The organism is Azospirillum doebereinerae, assembly GCF_003989665.1.
GTDB classification, from domain to species: Bacteria; Pseudomonadota; Alphaproteobacteria; order Azospirillales; family Azospirillaceae; genus Azospirillum; species Azospirillum doebereinerae.
In genome coordinates, this window is the sequence record NZ_RZIJ01000052.1 from 1 (window position 1) to 18308 (window position 18308).

Consider the following 18308-nt stretch of genomic DNA (forward strand, 5'->3'; position numbering starts at 1 on the left):
CATCAGATCAGCTCCTCGGCGTTGATGGCCCAGCCGTAGCGGCCGAGCGAGGTCGTGGTGATGCCGACCGTATCGGTCAGCGCGGCGTAGACGGCGCGGCGGAAGCGCAACGTCGGGTCCTCGTCGGGGTCGCAGACCAGCAGGAAGTCGCCGCTCTTGCCGAGCTGGCGGTCGATCTCGAAGCCGGTGCCGTAGGCGTCGCGCGCCAGCATGTGCTCGAAGGTCACCGACACCGTCCGGTAGCGCGGCAACTGGCGCACCAGCCGCATCCCGCCGCGCGTGCGCTTGACCACGCTGGGATCGGCCGTCTTGACGGTGAGGCCGTATTTGTAGCGGTGCGCCCAGGCCTCGCCGGCCATGAAGCGCCCGGCCTGGAGGTAGCCGGCCGGGTTGTCCGTGTCGGAAATCTGGGTGAAGAGGTAGCGCCCATAGACCGGCTCGGGGGCGATGTGCAGGTCGATGGTGCCGCCGGGGTAGGCGTCGGCGTCCACGCCGTCGAAGGGGAAGGCGCCGAAGGCCTCGGCGCCCCACACCACGGTCGGGACCCGCATGCGCTCGAAGCCGGTGTCGTAGACCGCCGGCCCGCTGTTGTCCGGGCTGTTGGTGACGATGTGCCGGCGCCGCGCCAAGGTGCTGCCGTTGTGGTTGAGGAGGGCGAACATCGACAGGGGCGTCAGCCGGCCGAGGTCGATCCGCCACCACGTCGAGGCCTCGGCGGTGTTGGTGGAGCGCGCCACCTCCTGCACGTCCTGCGTCGTCAGATTGGCGAGGGCCAGCCCGCCGCCGGCCACCCACGCGCCACCGGAATAGGCTCCGGTGTCGCTCGGCTTCTTCCACAGGACGTGCAGCGGCTTAGCCATGTCCGATCACCGTCAGCTTGTGTTCCTCGGCGAGCGCGTCGCGCTCGGTCTCCAGCACCAGCCCGCGCCAGCCGGCGGCCAGCCCATAGCGGGCGTCGGTCAGCTTCACCGTGTAGCCGACCTCCAGCCCCAGCGTCAGCGGCACCACCACCTCGAAGGCCTTGACCTTGGCGCCGTAGAGGGCGAGGCGCCGGTCACGCTCGGCGATGGCGTCGGCCTCGCTGTCGAAGAGGGTCTTGACCTCCTCCTCGCGCGCCAGCAGCGAGGCCGCCGCCGCGCCAGCATGAGTAGCCACGGCGGTCCAGCGGTACTCGTTGGGCAGGGCCTCGCGATCGGTCGCCGTGACGTTGACCTGATCGAGGTCCTGCGCCGTGAAGGTCGCCGCGAAAGGGCGGTAGCCGAGCTTGAGCGTCTTCATCCGGCGCTCGACGGCGCGCGGCGTCAGCTCGATGATGTGCCGCTCGTCGAAGACGAAATCCGCCGTCGCGGCCGGGCCGTCGTAGCGCCCCAGCGCCAGCAGCCGGTCCTCGCCGAAGCCCCAATAGGCGCCGACCGACCCGGCCAGCTCGTCGATGACGGCGCGGACCTGGGGCACGTTGGCGCCGTCGCACCAGTAGCCCAGCACGGCCGGCTGGAGCGTGTTGAAGGCCGAGAAGGACGCGGCATCCCGGCCGGCGGCGGTCACCGTGGTCATGCTGGTGACGAGGTGCTGGACGATGTCGGCGAAACGGGAAATCCAGCTGCCCGCGACCTTGACACCCTCGGCGTCCACCGTGAACCGGCCGTTGGGCTTCTGCCCCAGCCGGATCAGCCCGGCCGCCTTGGCGGTGGCGATGCCCGTGCCGGGGATGGTGGCAGCGATCAGCGCGGCGTAGGAGGCGTAATCGTTGACGGTGCCGCTGTAGAGGACGCCCATGTCGCGGGCGGCCAGTAGTGCGGAGAAGCCCAGCGGGTCGACCATGTAGACGTTGCGGACAGCGTCGATCAGCACCGGCTCGATCTGCCGGCGCCGGCCGACCAGCCAGGGCTTTTCCCGGCCCTTCAATTCGCTGGTGCCGTCGATCCCGCCCGCCCCGCCGAACTGTCCCCGGCTGGCCGGCACGTCCAGCAGCACCAGCAGGTCGCGCAGCTCGACGGCGATCTCGTCGCCCAGCACCAGTTGCTCGGCCGCGCCGTCGAACAGCGTGGCGAAGTCGGCGAGTTCCGGCCGATCGATGGGTGTGTGCAGGACCTCGACCCGCCGGCCGTCCCACTCCAGATCGGCCAGCCAATCGAGCGCGCCGTCGTCGTTGGCCAGGGTGGCGCGGCCGAAGCTGGTCTCGGAGTAGCCGCCGATGGCGGTGCCGGCGAACAGGGAGCGCTTGGCGGACAGCGGCGTCTCGATCCGGCGGACGAAGTAGGTCGAGGCCGGGCTGTCCCCCGGCTCACTGGTGAAGCCGGTGTCGGAAAAGGGGAGAAGCCGCACGGCGCCGAGGGTGGCGTCGTACGGCCAAGCGCGCAGCAGGTAGGGCATGGGGTTATCCGTTGGCGGTGCGGGGGTGGCGGTAGCCGACCGGGTCGGCGGCGCGGCCGGTCCGGATGCCGAGCGCCTTGGTCATGGCGGCGGCACCCTCGCGGGTGGCGGTGGCGTTGTCGGCGTCGCCCTCCTCGGTCAGGACGATCAGGCGTTCCAGCAGGGCGTTGTGCCGGCGCATCTCGGCCAGCAGCGGGCTGTTCCCGCCGTTCGACGCTCCGGTGCCGCCGGCCGCGCGGAAGGCGGTGACGGAGCCGCCGCGCCGGTCGTTGGCGGGCCAGCGGCCGGAGTTCAGGGCGGCGAGACCGTCGGCACCGAGCACGCCCATACCGCGCAGATTGACCACGCCCTCGCCCGGCATGCCGAGGAGGTGGACGGAGTCCACGCCGGGGGTGGAGCCAGGGGCATTCGGGATGACGCCGCCGCCCGCGAAGCCGGGGATGGTCCGCGTTCCGGCCATCACCTCGTCGATCCCGAAGTTTTCGAACCACAGGCGCAGGTCGAAATCGGCGAACTGCTGCCGGGCCGCTTTGATGTCGTCGAAGCTCCCGAACGCGCTTTCGATCTGCGCGTCGCTGAACGCCGACAGCCGGGTGCGCTTGTCGGCAGAGGTGACGGTCGGCGTCGTCGCCGTGCCGGTGCTGCTGTAGCCGGTCGATTTCAGCAACGGCACCAGCGACGACTGCCACAGCGCATAGCTCTGATCGGCGACACTCACCAGATCGACCAAGGCGCCATAGTTTTTCTGCCCGATGGCCGCCTGGGCGGCCCGTTGCCCCTGCAACTCCTTCAGGGTGTCCTGGGCAACCTTCAGGTCCGTCTCGGCGGTGTCCACGCCCAGCGCCGAGACATCGCCGAATTCGGCCAGGATCGACCGCATCCAATCGTAATCGCTGGAGTCGGTGCTGCCGTAATAGCCCTTGGCCAGCTGCACCAGCGTCGGCGCCAGCGAGGTGAGCGACTGTTGCGCCGCGTCACGCGCGGTGTCGGTGGCGCTGGTGTCCTTGTAGGTGTTGTAGGCGGCGGTGACCTGCTGCCGGGCCTCCTTCAGCCGGTCGAAGGCGTTCAGCGGGCTGTTGTCGTTCAGGGCCAGCGAATCGTAGGCGGCGCGGAACTCGCGAGCCGACTTCGCGATCTTCACCGCACCGTCGGTCAGGCTGGTGATGTAGTCCTGTTGCGCCGTGATCTGCTGATCATAGGCGCCGAGCACGTCCTGTTGGGCCAGCTGGAACGCCTGCGCCGCCCGCTCGGCCGCTTGGACCTTCACAAGGTCGGTGATGTCCCGCCCGGCGGCCTTTGCATCGGCCAGTTCCTTGGCCTGCCGCTGGTCCAGGGCGATCAGCGAGGAGGTGCGATTGTCGCCCAACGCCGCGTAGGCCCGGCTCTGAACATCCGCCGCATAGGAGGCCGCTGCCGTCGCCTTTTCCCTGGCCGCCGTCTCTCGATCCAGCCCCTGCACATACCGCAGGCCCGCCAGATAGGTCGCGTCGTAGCCGTCCTTGACCGCTTGGGCGTAGTCACGCTCCTGCTTGAGGCGCAGCTCCAGCGCATCGGCTTGATCGCCAAGCCCCTGCGCGCGGAGCGAGCGCACCGTCAGGTCCTCGGTCGCCGTGGCCTGCGCCGCGACCCGCATCGTTTCGGCAAGGGCGCCGATCTCGCCGCCAAGGGTCTTCGTCACGTCGGCGAGGCCGGCGAGGTTGAGCCCGGACAGCACGCTGTTCAGCTGCGCCGTCACCAGCGTGGTGGCCTTGCCGTCCGCGTCGCTCACGCCCAACGCCGTGAAGTTGCGCCGGACGGTGTCGCGGTTCTCGGCGATACCCCGCAGGTTGGTCAGGTAGTCCCGGCCCTGCGCCTGATAGAGCGCGGCGTTGTACTCGTCCATCGCCTGGGCGCGCAGCTTGGTCGCCTTGGCCGCCGCGTCCGCACGGATCTCGGCTTCCGAGACGCCAACGTTCCAGCGGGTCACCGCCTCGATCCAGGCGTCGGTCGAGCCGCGCAGGTTCGCCATCGCCGTTTCCCACGGCGTGGCGCTCTGCACCGCCCCCTCGAAGGTCGAGCGGATCGACTGCTCCAGGCTGGTCCGATACTCCTTGCCGAGGTTGATCTTGTCGGCGGTCTTGATCTCCTCGTCGATAGCGGCGAAGCCGTCCGCCGCCGCCTTCTTGGCATTCGCCTGCACCTGGGCGAGCGACTTGTTCAGCTCCTTGAAGGCCTCGGTGGCGCTGTCGATCTTATGGGCGACATCGAGATACTTTTGGATTTCCTCCAGGTCGCCCGACGCCTGGACGGTCGAGTTGGCGAGCGCCTTGGCCATGTTGCTGTTGGGATCGCTGGCGGTGGCGCCGCCGAGGATCTGACGGATCAGCTCCTTCGGGTCGTTGTGGACGCCGTGGCCGGTGGCGGCCGACGTACCACCTTCCCAATAGCCGTAGTTCTGGGCCTTGAGCTTGATGCCGTAGGCATCCGCCAACGTGTTGAAGCCCTGCGCGACGGCGCCGGTCACCGTCTTGACGTTGGAGTCGTCACCGCCGTTGTCCGCCGCCGTCGGCCCTTGGACGTAACGCCCATCCTGATACAGGACGTTGCCCTGCGCGTTCGGCCCGACGCTGGGCTTCTGCGACCCGACCACCGCCATGACAGCGGCTAGGACCGCCGCCGCGATCCAGCCATAGACCGGGATCGCCGACAGGGCCGCCGTGGCGCCGGCCATGCCGCTGACGCCCGCCGCACTGGCCGCCGCGCCCATGCCCATGGCGCCCATCGCGGCGGTGCCGGCGGCCATCGTGCCGACACCGGCCACGGCACCCACGGCCCCGCCCCCGATCTTGGAGCCGCCCATATATGCGTTGGAGATGCCCGAGCCGATCATGCCGCCGAGCATGCCGTACGGGGCGGCGGCGCCGAGGGTGCTCCCCAAGCCCCCCGTGACCCCAGCGCCCGACGTGCCATTCGCGGCACCGGTGTAAAGGATGTTCGCGGCGCCGGTGTTTCCGGCAGCAGCAATCCCTGTCGCCGCGTTGAGGCTGGCGGCGCCTGTGATCGGCGCTGCGGTGGCGGCGGTGACGGACGCGGGGGCTGCAGCCGCCCACCCACCAACCGAGCCGATGCCGAGCGCGGAATAGCCCCAGCTGTCGACGGCGCTGGTCAGCCCGGCCGTGCTGAACCCCATCTTGTCCGCGCCGTAGGAAAGCCCCTTGCTCATCAGGCTGTTGCCTGCCTGCCCGAGCAAGCTGTTCCCGCCGGCTGCGGCGCTCTGGCTCCCGCCGGGGATGTTGCCGGAAACGCCCGACGAAATCCCGAACAGCGACGGCGCCGAGCCGACCACCTGCGTCACGATCGGCAGGATGATGTTGGCGTTCAGCGCCTCGATGGCGATCCGCTTGAACAGGTTCTTGAAGATCGTCAGCGCGTCCTGCGCCTTGGCCTCGCCCGTGATCTGATCCCACAGGTTCTCGGACACGTCCTTGCCGATGTCCTTGGCGACATCACGGACGTCGTCCTCGAACTTCTTGATCGCCTGGGTGTCGGCGATCTGCTCCTGGAGGCCGATCCACTGCGTCTTGACGTCGCTGGCCGCCTCGCCCCAGCGCTCGGTCGCCTCCCGCTGGATTTGCAGGCTGCGCACCGCGCGTTCGCGGGCGCCCGGCAGCAGGTTGTTCAGCGCCAGCTCGTCCTGGGCGTATTTCAGGCTGGTCTTGGCCGCGCTCAGCGTCTTGGTGTCGGCGGCCACGGCCTTCCAGCGCTCGGCCTCCTTCACCTTGGCGGCGATGGCCTTGCCTTCCTCAGTCGAGGCGTCGGTGTGGGCCTTCGCCAGCTCGGCCGCGATGCGGGTCTGTTCGTTGGCCGCGCGCTGCTCCACCGCCCCCATGCTGGCGATCTCGGCAAGGCGCTTCTGGGCCTCCACATCGCGGTCGAGGGCGTCGGACACCTTGTCGTAGGCCTTGGCGTCCCGCTCCGCCTGGGTTTCCGCCTTGTTGGCGGCCTTCAGGTTCTCGGTGCGCTGCTGCTCCAGCCGGTAGGCCTCGGCCGCCTTGGTGGCGATGCGGGTGGCCTCGGACCGGGCGTCGAGCGTCGACTCGCCGGCCTTGATGTTGGCGTCGTAGGCCTTGCTGTAGGCGGCGGCGCGGACCTGCTCCTCGCCGTAGGCCTTCATGGCGGCCTCGCCACCCTTCAGCGCCTTGATCTTGGCGTCGAGGTCGCGCTCCTCCAGGAACATCGAGGCACCCGCCCGCGCCTGCGCCGTCGCGAGGTCGGAGGCCGCCTTGGCCGCCTCCTTAGCCGCGTCCGCGTAGCCCAGCAGGGCCTTCTGCGCGGGCGTGGCGCGGTTTTCCAGATCCGCCATGCGGGCTTCGGCCATGCGGATGGCCTCGCCCGTCTCCAGCAGCTTGCGGACGTCCTCGTCGCCCATCAGCTTGATGGCGCCGGCCGCGTTCAAGTCCTGCAACCGCCCGAGGAAGGCGGCCACGTCCTTGTCCTTGCCGAGCGTTGTCAGCGCCTCGAGCACGGCCGGGACCTTGTCGCCCGCTCCGGTGATGGCGGTGAACCGGACATCGTCCCACTCGCTGGTCAGATCCTTGGCGAGCTTCTTGTTCAGCGTCGTCAGGTCGGACTGGAGGGCCAGCTTCGATAGGCCGCGCAGTTCCGCGCTCAGGCCGCGATAGGTGCTGGTCAGGGTGTCGACGCTGGCGCCCGCCTCGACGGCGCGGTTCTGGAACACGCCGAGCAGGTCGCCGAACGAATCGATGTCCGACGCGCTTTTGTTCACGTCGTCCTTGAGACCGCTCAGCGCCATCCCCAGTGCGCCGACCACGGCGATGACGGCGCCGATGATGGCGCCGGTCGGGCCGAACGCACCGGCGATCTGGCTGCCCTGCTGCGTGAAGATGACGAGCGCGTTCGTGCCCATCTGGGCTTGGACGGCAACATCCTGGAACTGGTAGCCGAGCTGCCCCATGACGCCCCGGAGGGAGCCGGCGGAGCTGCCGGTAGCGACCATCCCCGCCGCCGCCTGGGCGTGGGCCTGCTGCGTCCGTGCCAACAGCTGGTTGTAGCGCTCCTGCGTCACCGTCCCGGCGGCGAGGTTTCTGTTCAGGATGTCGGTGTCGCGGGCAAGGCGTTGCGTCGCGCGGGCGGCGGGGTCGAGCCGACCCTCCAGCCCCTCGAAGGAACGGCGCAGCTTGTCGACCGAGTTGTCGTTGCCCACCGCTTTGACGGTGACGCCCAGCGCCTCCAGCTTCTGGCGGACGGCGTCGAGGTTGTCCGCCTCGACGCCGATGCGGACGCTGACCTGTCTTTGCGCCATGGCTACCGTCCGAGGATGTTGGAGAGGTTGGCGACCAGCTGCGCCTCCGCCTGCTTGGCGGCGGCGGCGAGGTCGAGGAGCTTGCGGCCCCGCACCCGCTTGACCAGCAGGAAGAGGGGGATCGAGGTCGCCCGGCCGGCGCCGCCGCGCGCCAGGGTATCGCCGCGCGCCTTGCCATCGGCGACCAGCAGGGCGCGGGCGCCGTTGCCGATCGGCACGAAGCGCAGCGCCCCGAACTTCGCCGTCGCCGCGTCTATGTTCGACCATTTTGGCGGTATCAAGCCAATTTGACGGCCTTCCCGACGGTGGGGATCTCGATCGAAACCGGCGGCTTTAGCGGCGGGCAATGGGATAACCATCCACTTGGCGTTGCGCGCGGTGATCATTTCTCCATCATCGAAGGCGTCGTGCAGCCGGGCCGCCTTGGAGTAGACCAAGCCGGCCGGACGCAGGGTGCGGCGGCGGCTGACCTTGGGATACAGGTCCAACCGCCATGCCTTTTCCAGCCCGTTCCCCAGCCCGGCGGCGCGGGTCTGCCGGCGCAGCTCTGCCTGGAGCCCTTCGGAAGCCGAACGCACCGCCGCGCGTGCGGCGTCGGCGATCTCGTCGAACCGAGTGTTCATCAGTTCCTTGAGGTCGCCGCTGATCCGGCCGACGATCTTCATCCCGGTTCTCCCGCCAGCAATTCGGCCTCGGCCGCCGACATGATCGCGAAGGCGTCGAGCATGATCGCCGCCTGATCGCCGAAGCCGCCGCCCTCCGGCAGATGCCCGGCCACTGGGATGATTCCGCCCGCCATGCCGGCGACGCGGCCCGGCGGCGGGCGATAGGCCCGCCAGAACTGGACCATGTCGAAGTGGTCCTCGGTCAGGTCGAGGCGCGGGTTCCGCTCGAAGCGCTCGCCGAAGAGGACCCATGCGGACCCGTCAGGCGCTTGGTCTTCGCCGTCGGGGAAGGCTTCCGGCTGGAGGCTGACCGCGACGGCGATGCGGAGTTTTTTTCCAGATCCTTCGACGGGCGCATCAGGCTCATGATCTTGAAGCCAACCGCCTGAAGTTCCTCCTCGGACAGATGGGCCAGCGTCGCGTCGGTGGTCAGGTCGCGGCGGCGGACGAAAGGCGCGTCGGCGCCGTCCTCAGCCTTGACGCCCTCCCAGCCGAGGAGGAAATGACGGCAGGCGACGAGCGGGGCCACGGCGATGAAGAAGTCGCGGTCGCCTTCCAGCGCGGCGAAGCGCCCGCCGCACGAGCGCGCCACGCTCTTGATGGTCTCCAGCCCGTCGGAGGCCGTGGGATCGACCTCGCCCTGGGCGGTGGCCTCGACCTCGTCGATCAGCGCCAGAAGGTCGTCCAAATTGTAGGGCGCCACCTCCTTCAAGTCCTCGCGCAGCGCCCGGTACAGGGCGACGTCGCCGGGATAGGTGGCGCCGGCCGCCTTCAGGTCGCGGCGGAAGGCGGCGCGGGTGAAGTGGCTGGCGATGCCCAGGCGGAACACCGGTTGCGGCGCGGCGTCGATCTCGGCCTGGGTGGCGTCGATCAGCCGGCCGAAGGCCTCGCGCTCGGCGTCGGCTTCGGCCTTGTCACGCAGCTTGACCAGGATGGCGAGGTGATCGGCGAGCGGCGTGAACGCGATCACGTCCTTGGTGGACACGGGGAGCATGGAGTGAATCCTCTGTCGGTGAGGGATGGGTTGCGGGCGGGGCCGACATCCCCGCCCGCGCGGGCGCCAAGGCGCCCCTCCGGGGAACCCCCCGGATCGTGGTCCCGGTGTCGGCCGGGGTCTCGGGATCAGAAAAGGCAGAGGAAGGAGCCGGCGTCCTCGCCGGTGCAGGCGAACTGATGGGTGTTGGTCATCAGCCCGTTGCGGTCGCCCGGCGCGAGGCTGGTGTAGAAGGCCGCCGGGATGGTCAGGCCGATCCGGTTGCCGGCCACCGTGCCGTAGGCGGCGTGGAGGATCTTCGGCGTGCCCGTCCGGAAGGCGGCCATGCTGTCGCGGGTGGCGACCAGCGTCTCCAGCGGGTCGCAGTTCCCCGTCATGTTGCGCGCCGTGATGATGGAGGGGTCGAAGCCCTCGGCGGCGTTCGGGTTGTCCGGGTTGGTCAGCTGGTTGCCGAACTCGACCGACAGCGAGGCCATGGCCGCGACGCCCCGGTCGATCAGCGCCTTGCCGCCCTTCCAGATCGGCGGGCGGGTGCTGTCGTAGACCAGCCCGGTCGGAACGGGCGCGTCGGCCTTCGACACGAACATGCCGGTGAAGGTAAAGCTGATCCGGCCGATGTTGCCACTTTGGAGCTTCAGCGTGGCGTTGCCCCGGCAGCCGGCGACGATGTACTTCAACCCGTCCATGAACAGGTGGAAGGTCAGCGACGGGATGGAGACCGAGGCCGGCTTGTAGAGCACGTTGACCGGCACCTGATAGCTGGTTCCCGTGCTGAGCGCCGTGCCGAACAGGTCGGTCAGCGTCGCCAGCTTGCCGGCGGTGTAGTCGGCGACGAAGCTGGTGGCGCCGGCCACCGGGTTGCCGGTCAGCAGCAGCGGCATGCCGCGATAGGCCTGGGCGGTGCCGCTGGCCCCAGCGCCCAGCGTCAGGCTGGAGGCGGTGCCGGCGGTGGCGGCCTCCGGGGCGACCGGAACGGCGGCGGCGGTGACGACCTCGGCCCAGCCGGCGGCCTTCAGCAGCTTGCCCCATTCCGGCGCGGTGCCGGCGGTGCCCGAGCCCTTCAGCAGCACGTCGAAGGTGATCTGCACCGTCATGCCGCCGGCAATCGGCCCCCGGCTGTCCAGGCTGCCGGTGACCTCGTTGGTCTGCACGATGGTCGGGTTGAAGCTGATCTGCAGGTTCTCGACCAGCACGGCGTCGCTGCCGGCGACCGGCGCGGCGTCGGTGCCTTCGGTGGTCTCGATCTTGGCCAGCAGGGCGGCGTTCTTCGAACGGAGAGCCATGGGGAACGCTCCTTCAGTCGACCAGCGGCGCGGCGGGGGCCGGCTCGCTGGCGGGCTTGCGGCCCTTGGTGACGGGAGCGAGCGCCTTGGCGGCCTCCTCCTCGGTGAGGTTCACGAGGCGGTCGCCGTCGCGCAGCTCGAAGGAATGGGCGGGCGTCGGCACCACCGCCGCCGCCCGATGGGCCGGAATGTCCATGGAAGCTCTCCAGAGTGATGAAACGGGGTCAGGGCGCCAGGGCGTAGGGATCGCCGGGCTTGGTCCAGTACTCGACGCTGTAGACGGCGAAGACGTCGCCCACCCCGCCCACGCCCTCGTCGTCGGCCGCGCCCTGGTCCGCCTCGACGAGGTTGGTGTCGACGACGAGGCCGCCGAGCGTCGGATCGGCCTCGACGGCGCGCTGGAGCGCCGCCCACAGAGCGGCGAGCGCCCGGTCCAGCCCGGCGTCGGTGCTGTCCTTGGCGAAGGCGGTGACGGCGATGCGCTCGACGTTGCGCACCACCGCCGCGCTCTCCTGGTCGGAAGAGACGGGGGCGGCGCGCATCACCAGCGCCGGCAGTTTGTCCTCGGGGACCGTCTTGCGCCGGCCCCGGTAGACGGTGACGACGCCCGGCACGGCACCAAGCAGCGTTTCGAACGCCGCCAGCACCCGCTCCCGCACCGAGTCCGCCATCAGCGCAACTCCAAGCGCCAGAGGAGCCGGTCGGCGTCGGGCCGGCTGGCCTTCTGGATGGTGAAGGTCTGCCCGCCGATGGCGAGCGTGCCCTCCTCTTCCATCACCGCCACCTCGGACACCCGGACCTCGGCGATCCGGGAGGTGGTGGAAACGCCGGATCCGTCGCTCCGCCAGTCGACGTCCGGCTGGCGGAAGCTGACGCGGCAGGCGACCGGCGATCCGCCGGGCGGGGTGTAGACGGCGCTCGACGCCATGTTCGGGTCGGCGAACAGCGTGTCGAACAGGGAGTCGAAGACCGTCATCGTCAGACCGTCCCGTTCAGGCGGACGGTGCCGGTCGCCGACGGGTTGGCCGCCGCGACCAGGGCGCAACCGATCAGCGTGTTGCTGGACGACGCGGTGGTGGCCTCCTTGGCGGTGTTGTCCCAGTAGACCTTGACGCCCTGCGTCCAGGCCTGGGCGTTCGTCTTCGGCAGCGTGACCACGCCGCGCGTCACCGCCTGGACGGCGGCCCCGTTGGCGGCGGCGGACATCGCGACGCCGAACAGGGCGCCGACCAGGAGCCCGCCACCGGACGCCACGTCGTAGGGAGCGGTCAGGGACACGGTGGTGCCATCCTGCACATAGTTCTTCATGGAGGTGCCCTCTGAAAATGCGGAAGGGCGGCACGCTGGCCGCCCCGGTTGCCGCAAGGATCGGTGAGGAAGGGGTTACGCCCCGACGTTCTTGTAGAGGCCTTCCCAAGCCAGGGCCTTCACGGCGGCGTCCAGGCGGACCTTGAACTCCACGCCGTCGACCTTCCAGCCGTCCTGCTGCTCCAGCCAGGGCGTGCTGACGCCGTCCAGATAGGACACCTCGACGGTGTCGGTGGCGTTCGCGTCGGCCGCCAGATACCACGCCGTGGTGCTGGCCGTGTCCAGGCGGGCGTCCGAGATCACCTCGACGAGGCCGGCGACGCTGTTGGGCGTGCGCTGGGTCTTCGAGGGATCGAACTCCGAGGCCATCAGCACCTTGAACGCCCCCTCCAGCGCCACCGGGGTCAGGGCGTAGCGCGGGCGCAGGTTGAGGGCGACCGCGTTGGCGGAGCGGTCCTTCTGCGTCGCCATCGCCACCCGGCCGGCGTCCACCGTGGTCACCGACGGCGCCCCACCGGCGGCGGCGAGGTTCTTGTGGTCGGCGTGGAACAGGGCCTTGGTGTCGGACATGGCCGGGTTGGCGGTCAGCACCGCGTAGACGAGGTTGCCGACGGTGCGCACCGCCGCCCGGCCCATGCGCTGGGGAATGCGCGTGAACACCGACATGTCGTCGTTGATGATCGCCTGCCGGGTGATCGAGAACAGGTTGCCGTAGGTGGCGAGCTGCACCGTCTCGCCGCGCTCGCCGATGGTGGCGTACTGGTATTCGCCGCCCTCGTCGACCCGCGCCAGCGAGGGGAAGGTGTTCAGGTCGATCCGGCTGGCCGCCTTGAAGTCGGACAGGGTGCCGGTCGCCGTCCATTGCTGAAAGGTCTCGGCGGCCTCCTCGTAGCCCTTGAGCATCGACTTCTCGGCGACGTTCGCCAGGATGATCGTGAAGTCGCCGGAGCTGTGGGTCATCGCCGCCTTGACCATGTCCAGCGGGCGCATGGAGCGGGTGGCGATGTTGTGGACCTCCAGGGTCTCGCGCGCCATCTCGCGCAGGCTGAAGCCGCGCAGCTCGTTCCCGGCGTCGTCCTTGACCAGCCCGGCCTTGGCCATCAACGCGGCCTGGGCCCCGGCCCGGAAGCGGTCGACCGCGTCGGCGCCGACGCGGACGTAGTTCCGGGTTTGCGGCCCTTGCTCGTCGGCTTCGGCCAGCGTGTTGAGGATGGTCTCGCGTGCCTTGTCCAGCGGGGTGCCGGCGTCGACCAGCTCGTCGGCGACGGTGTCCGGCAGGCGGGCCGCCTTCACCGCCTTGCGGATCTCCGAGGCGCGGGTGCGCTCGGCCGCCTGCGCCTCGGCGCGGATCTTCTGTTCGTCGACGCCAGTCCCGGCCGCCGAGTCCTCGACCTTGACGGTCATGCTGCTCTCCTGTGTGTGCTCGGCGGGCAAGGCCGCCCGGATCAGCGCGGCCACGGCGGTCGCGCTGGGTTTCGTCGCCCGCCGCAGCGCGTCGGGAATGTTGGTGAAGTTCATCAGCGACAGATCGTTGCGCAGCAGCGCCGCCGCCTCGACCCCGGCGCCGGCCGTGGTGGCGAAGCCGGCGTCGACGGCCTCCTGGCCGCGCAGCCACGTCTCGGCGTCCATCAAGGCCGACAACTCGGCCTCGCTCTTGCCGGTGCGCGCGGCATAGATCGTGACGATGGCCGCCTTCACCCGGTCGAGGTTGTCGGCCTCCTTGCGCATGGCCGAGGCGTCGCCGATGGCGAGGTTCCACGGGTTGTGGATCATCATCAGCGCGTTGGCGGGGATGTGGATCTCGTCGCCGATCATCGCGATGACGGACGCCATCGACGCGGCGATGCCGTCGATGTGGACCACCTTCCGCGCCGCATGGGCCTGGAGGTAGTTGAAGATGGCCAAGCCCTCGTAGACGTAGCCGCCGCCGCTGTTGATGCGCAGGGTGATGGTGTCGACGGTGCCCAGAGCCTTGATGCCGTTGATGACGGACTTGGCGTCGAGCCCGTCCCATTCGTCACCGACGACGCCGTAGATCATCACCTCGCCGTCGGAGTTGACGGCGTTCCGTGGTTTGCGGTCGCTCATGGAAGCCCTCTTCTCAGGCGGTTGTGTCGGACGCGCCGCCGGGCGCGGCCGGTGGCGGGGTGGCGCCCGGCTTCACCGCCGCGTCGGTGTCGAAGGCGATGCCCAGCTCGCGCATCCGCTTCAGTTCGGCGGCGCGCTCCAGGAAGACGGTCTCCGGGTCGTAGCCCTGGCGCCGGATCGCCTCGGATTGGGTGTAGAGGCCGCTCCGAACGCCCTCGCGGATCGCCTCGGTCTCCTTGACCGGGTCGATCATCTCGCGCCGGGGTGGCGTCCACGACGCGGTGACGCCCTCCAGCCCCAGCCCGGCGATGGGCGAGGCCTCCACCATCCAACCCCAGACCCCGGCGCACAGCTGCGGGATCAGCATGTTCCACTGCCACGCGTCGATGTTCCGTGCCATTTCCAGCCAGCCCATGCGGCCGGAGGAGAAGTTGACGCCGGACAGGTCGCCGGTCAGCGCCTCGTAGGTGACGCCGTAGCCGGCCGCCACCGCCGTCAGCGAGACGCGGGAATAATCGACGTAGCCGTCCACCCCCGGCGGCACGGCGAAACGGACGTCACGGCCCGGCGGCAGATGCTCGACGATGCCGGGGCCGATCTCCTCCAGCAGGTCCCCGCCCTGGCTGGGAGAGGGGGGGCCCGGCCCGCTGTCGTCGTCGTGGACGAAAACGGCGAAGCACGCGGCGATCTTCTGGCGGAGGAGCTGGGCGTCCTCATAGTCGGCGAAGTCGCGCAGGCGGATGATGACCGGTGCGCCCCACGGCACGCCGCGCATCTGCCCCGGCCGGTCCTGCCGGTAGACGTGGATCACGTCGGCCGCCGGGATCGGCTTGGACGCGAGCGTGCGCAGCCGCACCCCATCGCCCGGATGGTCGTCGAACAGCCAGTAGGCGACGCGGCGCCCCAGCCGGTCGACCTCGATCCCTTGGTGGCAGAGGTTACCGTTGGGCAACGGGCCGTCCTTGCCGCTGTCGAGGAGGTCCGGTTCGAGCACCTGGAGCTGCATCGGGACCGGCAGCCCGTCGGACGGGCGGCGCCAGCGGCGGCGGATCAGCGCCTCGCCCGACTCCGCGACGGTGCGGATGACGAGCGCCTGCAGGCCGTAGAAATGGTTGCGCCCGTCGGCGTCGCACAGCGGGGTGTCGAGCCAGTCCTTGACCAGCCGGGCGGCGCGCTTGCGCTTGGCCTCGTTGCTGCCCTCGATGCGCGGGATGATGCCGGCGCCCACCGTGTTGTGGGCGATCACCGCCACCGCGCGGGCGGCGTAGGCGTTGTTCTGCGCCAGATCGCGGCAGCGGTTGCGCAGCAGGGAGAGCTGGGTGCGGGTTTCGGCGTTGGCCGAGGCCCCGGTCACGCGCCAACCCTCGGTGCGCCGGCCGCGCCCCGCCCCTTCGTAGAGGTTGCGGGGGCCGCTGAGCACCCCCTCCAGCAAGCGGGCGCGGGCACGGCGGGCGCCGGCCGCCGGGCTGACGAAGCTGATGGCCCGGTCGAGCCAGTTCATGCGCGGGGCCTTCATCGCAACCCCGACCGGAAGCTGGCGAAGCGGCGCCCGCTCGGAGCGTCGCCGGTCTGCCGGCCGAGTTCCGCCAGGACCAGCGCACGGGCGCGGATCAGGTCCGCCGTGGAGCGGTATTCCACCGTCTTGCCGTCGTAGGTGACGCGCAACGCGCCCGACGCGATGGCCGCGTCGAGGGCGTCGAGCTGGGCTTGCGTGTAGGCCATGGGTTACCTCAACCATCCGCGTCGGCGTCCGAGAAAGCCCGGCTTCCGCCCCGTCGGGGGCGGCGCGGGGGCCGGATCGGGCGCGTTGGGCTTCGTTTCGGGCTCGACCGCCACCGGCGCCGGGCGCGGCGGGGTCTCTTCCTTGGTCGCCACCGCCAGCGGGGCGGCCAACTGCGCCCAGCGGGCCGGCGACCAGCGGTCGACACCCAGGGCGATCAGGCTGGCGCGGGCGTATTTCCAGCCGTCCAGGGCCTCGGTGGCGTGGACCTTCTTCCATTCGCCGCGATCCTCCATCCACTGGTCGCCGACCAGCTGCTTGCAGACCTCCTCGGTCGCCAGCTTGGACAGATGGACGAAGCCGGCCGGGTGCCGGGCGCCCTCGGCGCGCTGTTCGTCCGTCGGGGCCTCCAGGCTGAGCCGGCCGTACAGCTCCAGGGTCAGGGCGTGGCCGCCGACCATGCCGAGCCGTAGGCCGCGCTTGCGCCGCTTCCCGTTCGGGGTCGACTCCCGCACGCTCGACCATGCGAAGGCCGGGGCGCCCAGGGTGCTGGCGCCCTTGACCGGGATGACCAGACCGGGGTGCTTGCGCGCCCAGGCCTCGACCTGGGTGGTGGCGAAGCCGGTGTCGGCGCCGACCTTCGCCAGGGCCAGCTCGACGCCCGAGGCGTGAAGCCAGCGACCCTGGATCGCTTCGGATGCCTGGGTCCAGACGCCGGCCTCGTAGGGGTTGCCGGGGAGGACGATGACGTCGACCAGCCAGCACTGCAGGTCCGGCCCCCAGGCCCAGACAAAGATCTCGATGCGGTCCTTCTGGACGTCGAGACCGGCCGTCAGGATCAGGCCGCCGGCCGGAATGCCGCGGAACTCCTCCCGGCGCTCGTACAGCCGGCGCCATTCCGGGGATTCGCCCCGCACCTCGTAGGTTTCGCCGAGCACTTGGTTGACGAAGACCCGCAGCTTGTTCGGGTCCTTCTTGACCCGGACGAACTCCTTGGCGATCTCCAGCCAGGAGGCCCCGGCGAATTGGCTGTAGGCGGCCCAGACGTGGAAGGAGCGGTGCGGCCAGTTCTGCGGCGCGTGCGCGCGCCACTCGCCGCGCTCGTCCATCCCGGCCAGCTCGTCCGCCTCGATGACGCAGCCGGCGACGCAGACATACCACGCCCGCGTCGGGGCCTCCTTCGGCTCGTAGCGGATGCCCGGCCCGGTGCCGTCGCCGAACACGAGGATCTGCATCTCGCCGCAGTGCGGGCACGGCACATAGCGGTGCTCCTGGGTGCCCTCGTTGAACAGCGCCTCGATCTTGCTGGCGCCCTTGACCGTCGGTGTGCTGCCGGCGGCCTTCAGCGGCTCGTCGCTGGTCAGGCAGCGCTTGAACGCCAGCTCGGCCTGATCGCCCTCGACGCCGGCCGTCTTCGGGTAGCCGTCGGGCTCCTCCAGCAGCACCTTGTCGGCGGTGATGCGGCGGAATTCCTTCGGGCTGTTGGCCCCCTTGATCTTGATCCAACCGCCGGGGAAGCGCTTGGAGCGGATCGTGTTGTTGCTGTCGCGGGTCCTGGTCGAGAACAGGCGGCGCACCGCCGGCCACAGGATCAGCTTGGCGACGTCGTCCTTGGCGAAGTCCTCGGCGTCGTCGATGGTCGGCTGGTAGACCAGCACGCGGGCCGGACTCTGGTCGGCGCAGTAGGCGATGTAGTTCTTGACCATCTGCGAATAGCCGATGCGGCTCGGCTTGCGGACGGAAATCTGGCGCACCTCCGGGTCGGTGAAGGCGTCCATCATGCCGATCTGGAAGGGGAACGGCGTGTAGCGGGTGCCGTCCTCCAGGCGGGCGTTCCTGATCGACCACTCCGACAGCGACATGCGGCGGCGCGGCTTCAGGGCGAACAGCCAGCGGCCGACATGCCCGGCCAGCAGCGGAGAGGCCACGCGGATCACGTCATGCATCGTCATCGTCGTCCTCCCCTTCACCATCGCTGCCGGCTTCCTCGGCGATGCGCGCGAGGCTCAGCTCGTCCAGCGCGTCCTCGACCGCGTCGGCGATCCGGACCTTCAGCTTGGCGTCGCTCTTGGCGACCTTGGCCGGAATGCGCATCAGCTTGGCCTTGACCATCTCGATCACCGAGACCGCCGCCGCCGTGTAGTCGCCGATCCGGACCAGCTCCTTGCGGGCCTCGGCGTTGCGCATCGCGTAGTGGTCCGCCTGCTCCTTCGCCAGCCGCGCTTTCTCGGCGACAAGGTCGAGGCCTTCCGCTTCGGCCTCGTCGGAAGAGCGCCCGGCGGCCCGCTCGCGGAGGTGCCGGATGTAGGCGATCCGGCAGGCGTCCAAATCCAGTTGGCTGCGCGCGTCGGCGTTGAAAACACCGCGTTTTTTCAGGTCGCGGACGGTCCGGTCGGTGATGTCGAGGTGGGCCGCGATCTCAGCTTGGGTTGCCATCGTCACACCTCACCGGAAGGCCCAACCGGAAGCGGAACCCCCCTAGGCGATTTTCACACCTGGACAGTGATCGCAACTTCGCCACCCGTATTCCCTCCCCGCCGGGAAGGACCCGCGACCCCACCCCCTCGGGCCGGGC

16 protein-coding genes are annotated in these 18308 nt (G+C 70.0%); all 16 read right to left on the reverse strand.

The window, feature by feature from the left end:
- Positions 1 to 2: 2 nt before the first annotated feature.
- The 16 genes from EJ913_RS30450 to EJ913_RS30525 all read right to left on the reverse strand — a co-directional run bounded on the left by EJ913_RS30450 (position 3) and on the right by EJ913_RS30525 (position 18169).
- Entirely contained in the window at positions 3 to 860 is an 858-nt protein-coding gene (locus tag EJ913_RS30450; protein ID WP_127005081.1) for a hypothetical protein, read from the reverse strand.
- Positions 853 to 2373 (reverse strand): hypothetical protein, encoded by a 1521-nt coding sequence (locus EJ913_RS30455; RefSeq protein ID WP_127005083.1) that lies wholly within the window; start codon positions 2371 to 2373, stop codon positions 853 to 855. Before EJ913_RS30455 ends, EJ913_RS30450 begins: the two co-directional genes overlap by 8 nt.
- A gap of 4 nt (positions 2374 to 2377) precedes the next feature.
- Positions 2378 to 7675 (reverse strand): hypothetical protein, encoded by a 5298-nt coding sequence (locus tag EJ913_RS30460; protein WP_127005085.1) that lies wholly within the window; start codon positions 7673 to 7675, stop codon positions 2378 to 2380.
- A 2-nt stretch (positions 7676 to 7677) separates the two neighbouring features.
- Entirely contained in the window at positions 7678 to 8340 is a 663-nt protein-coding gene (locus EJ913_RS30465; protein ID WP_127005086.1) for a DUF6441 family protein, read from the reverse strand.
- Positions 8337 to 8525: a hypothetical protein gene (locus tag EJ913_RS30470; RefSeq protein ID WP_127005088.1), complete on the reverse strand. Its 189-nt coding sequence runs from the start codon at positions 8523 to 8525 to the stop codon at positions 8337 to 8339. The genes EJ913_RS30465 and EJ913_RS30470 overlap by 4 nt, the downstream gene beginning before the upstream one ends.
- A 17-nt stretch (positions 8526 to 8542) precedes the next feature.
- Positions 8543 to 9334 carry a hypothetical protein gene (locus EJ913_RS30475; protein ID WP_127005090.1) on the reverse strand — a complete coding sequence of 264 codons (792 nt, stop codon included), beginning with the start codon at positions 9332 to 9334 and terminating at the stop codon, positions 8543 to 8545.
- A 128-nt stretch (positions 9335 to 9462) separates the two neighbouring features.
- Positions 9463 to 10617 (reverse strand): phage tail tube protein, encoded by a 1155-nt coding sequence (locus tag EJ913_RS31990; protein WP_185910026.1) that lies wholly within the window; start codon positions 10615 to 10617, stop codon positions 9463 to 9465.
- Positions 10618 to 10630: 13 nt separating this feature from the next.
- Positions 10631 to 10813, reverse strand: coding sequence for a hypothetical protein (locus tag EJ913_RS30485; protein ID WP_127005092.1), 183 nt, complete (start codon positions 10811 to 10813; stop codon positions 10631 to 10633).
- 28 nt (positions 10814 to 10841) lie between these two features.
- Complete coding sequence (locus tag EJ913_RS30490; protein ID WP_127005094.1) at positions 10842 to 11288, reverse strand: hypothetical protein; 447 nt, start codon at positions 11286 to 11288, stop codon at positions 10842 to 10844.
- Complete coding sequence (locus EJ913_RS30495) at positions 11288 to 11593, reverse strand: head-tail joining protein (protein ID WP_127005096.1); 306 nt, start codon at positions 11591 to 11593, stop codon at positions 11288 to 11290. The genes EJ913_RS30490 and EJ913_RS30495 overlap by 1 nt, the downstream gene beginning before the upstream one ends.
- Positions 11594 to 11595: 2 nt before the next feature.
- Positions 11596 to 11925 (reverse strand): DUF2190 family protein, encoded by a 330-nt coding sequence (locus EJ913_RS30500; RefSeq protein ID WP_127005098.1) that lies wholly within the window; start codon positions 11923 to 11925, stop codon positions 11596 to 11598.
- Positions 11926 to 12000: 75 nt separating this feature from the next.
- Positions 12001 to 14013: a ClpP-like prohead protease/major capsid protein fusion protein gene (locus EJ913_RS30505; protein ID WP_127005100.1), complete on the reverse strand. Its 2013-nt coding sequence runs from the start codon at positions 14011 to 14013 to the stop codon at positions 12001 to 12003.
- A gap of 13 nt (positions 14014 to 14026) precedes the next feature.
- Complete coding sequence (locus EJ913_RS30510) at positions 14027 to 15529, reverse strand: phage portal protein (RefSeq protein WP_211099080.1); 1503 nt, start codon at positions 15527 to 15529, stop codon at positions 14027 to 14029.
- Entirely contained in the window at positions 15526 to 15735 is a 210-nt protein-coding gene (locus tag EJ913_RS30515) for a phage head-tail joining protein (RefSeq protein WP_127005102.1), read from the reverse strand. Before EJ913_RS30515 ends, EJ913_RS30510 begins: the two co-directional genes overlap by 4 nt.
- Positions 15736 to 15738: 3 nt before the next feature.
- A complete protein-coding gene (locus EJ913_RS30520) occupies positions 15739 to 17685 on the reverse strand; it encodes a phage terminase large subunit family protein (RefSeq protein WP_185910027.1) in 1947 nt (648 codons plus the stop codon).
- Complete coding sequence (locus EJ913_RS30525) at positions 17672 to 18169, reverse strand: hypothetical protein (RefSeq protein WP_127005106.1); 498 nt, start codon at positions 18167 to 18169, stop codon at positions 17672 to 17674. Before EJ913_RS30525 ends, EJ913_RS30520 begins: the two co-directional genes overlap by 14 nt.
- Positions 18170 to 18308 lie beyond the last annotated feature (139 nt).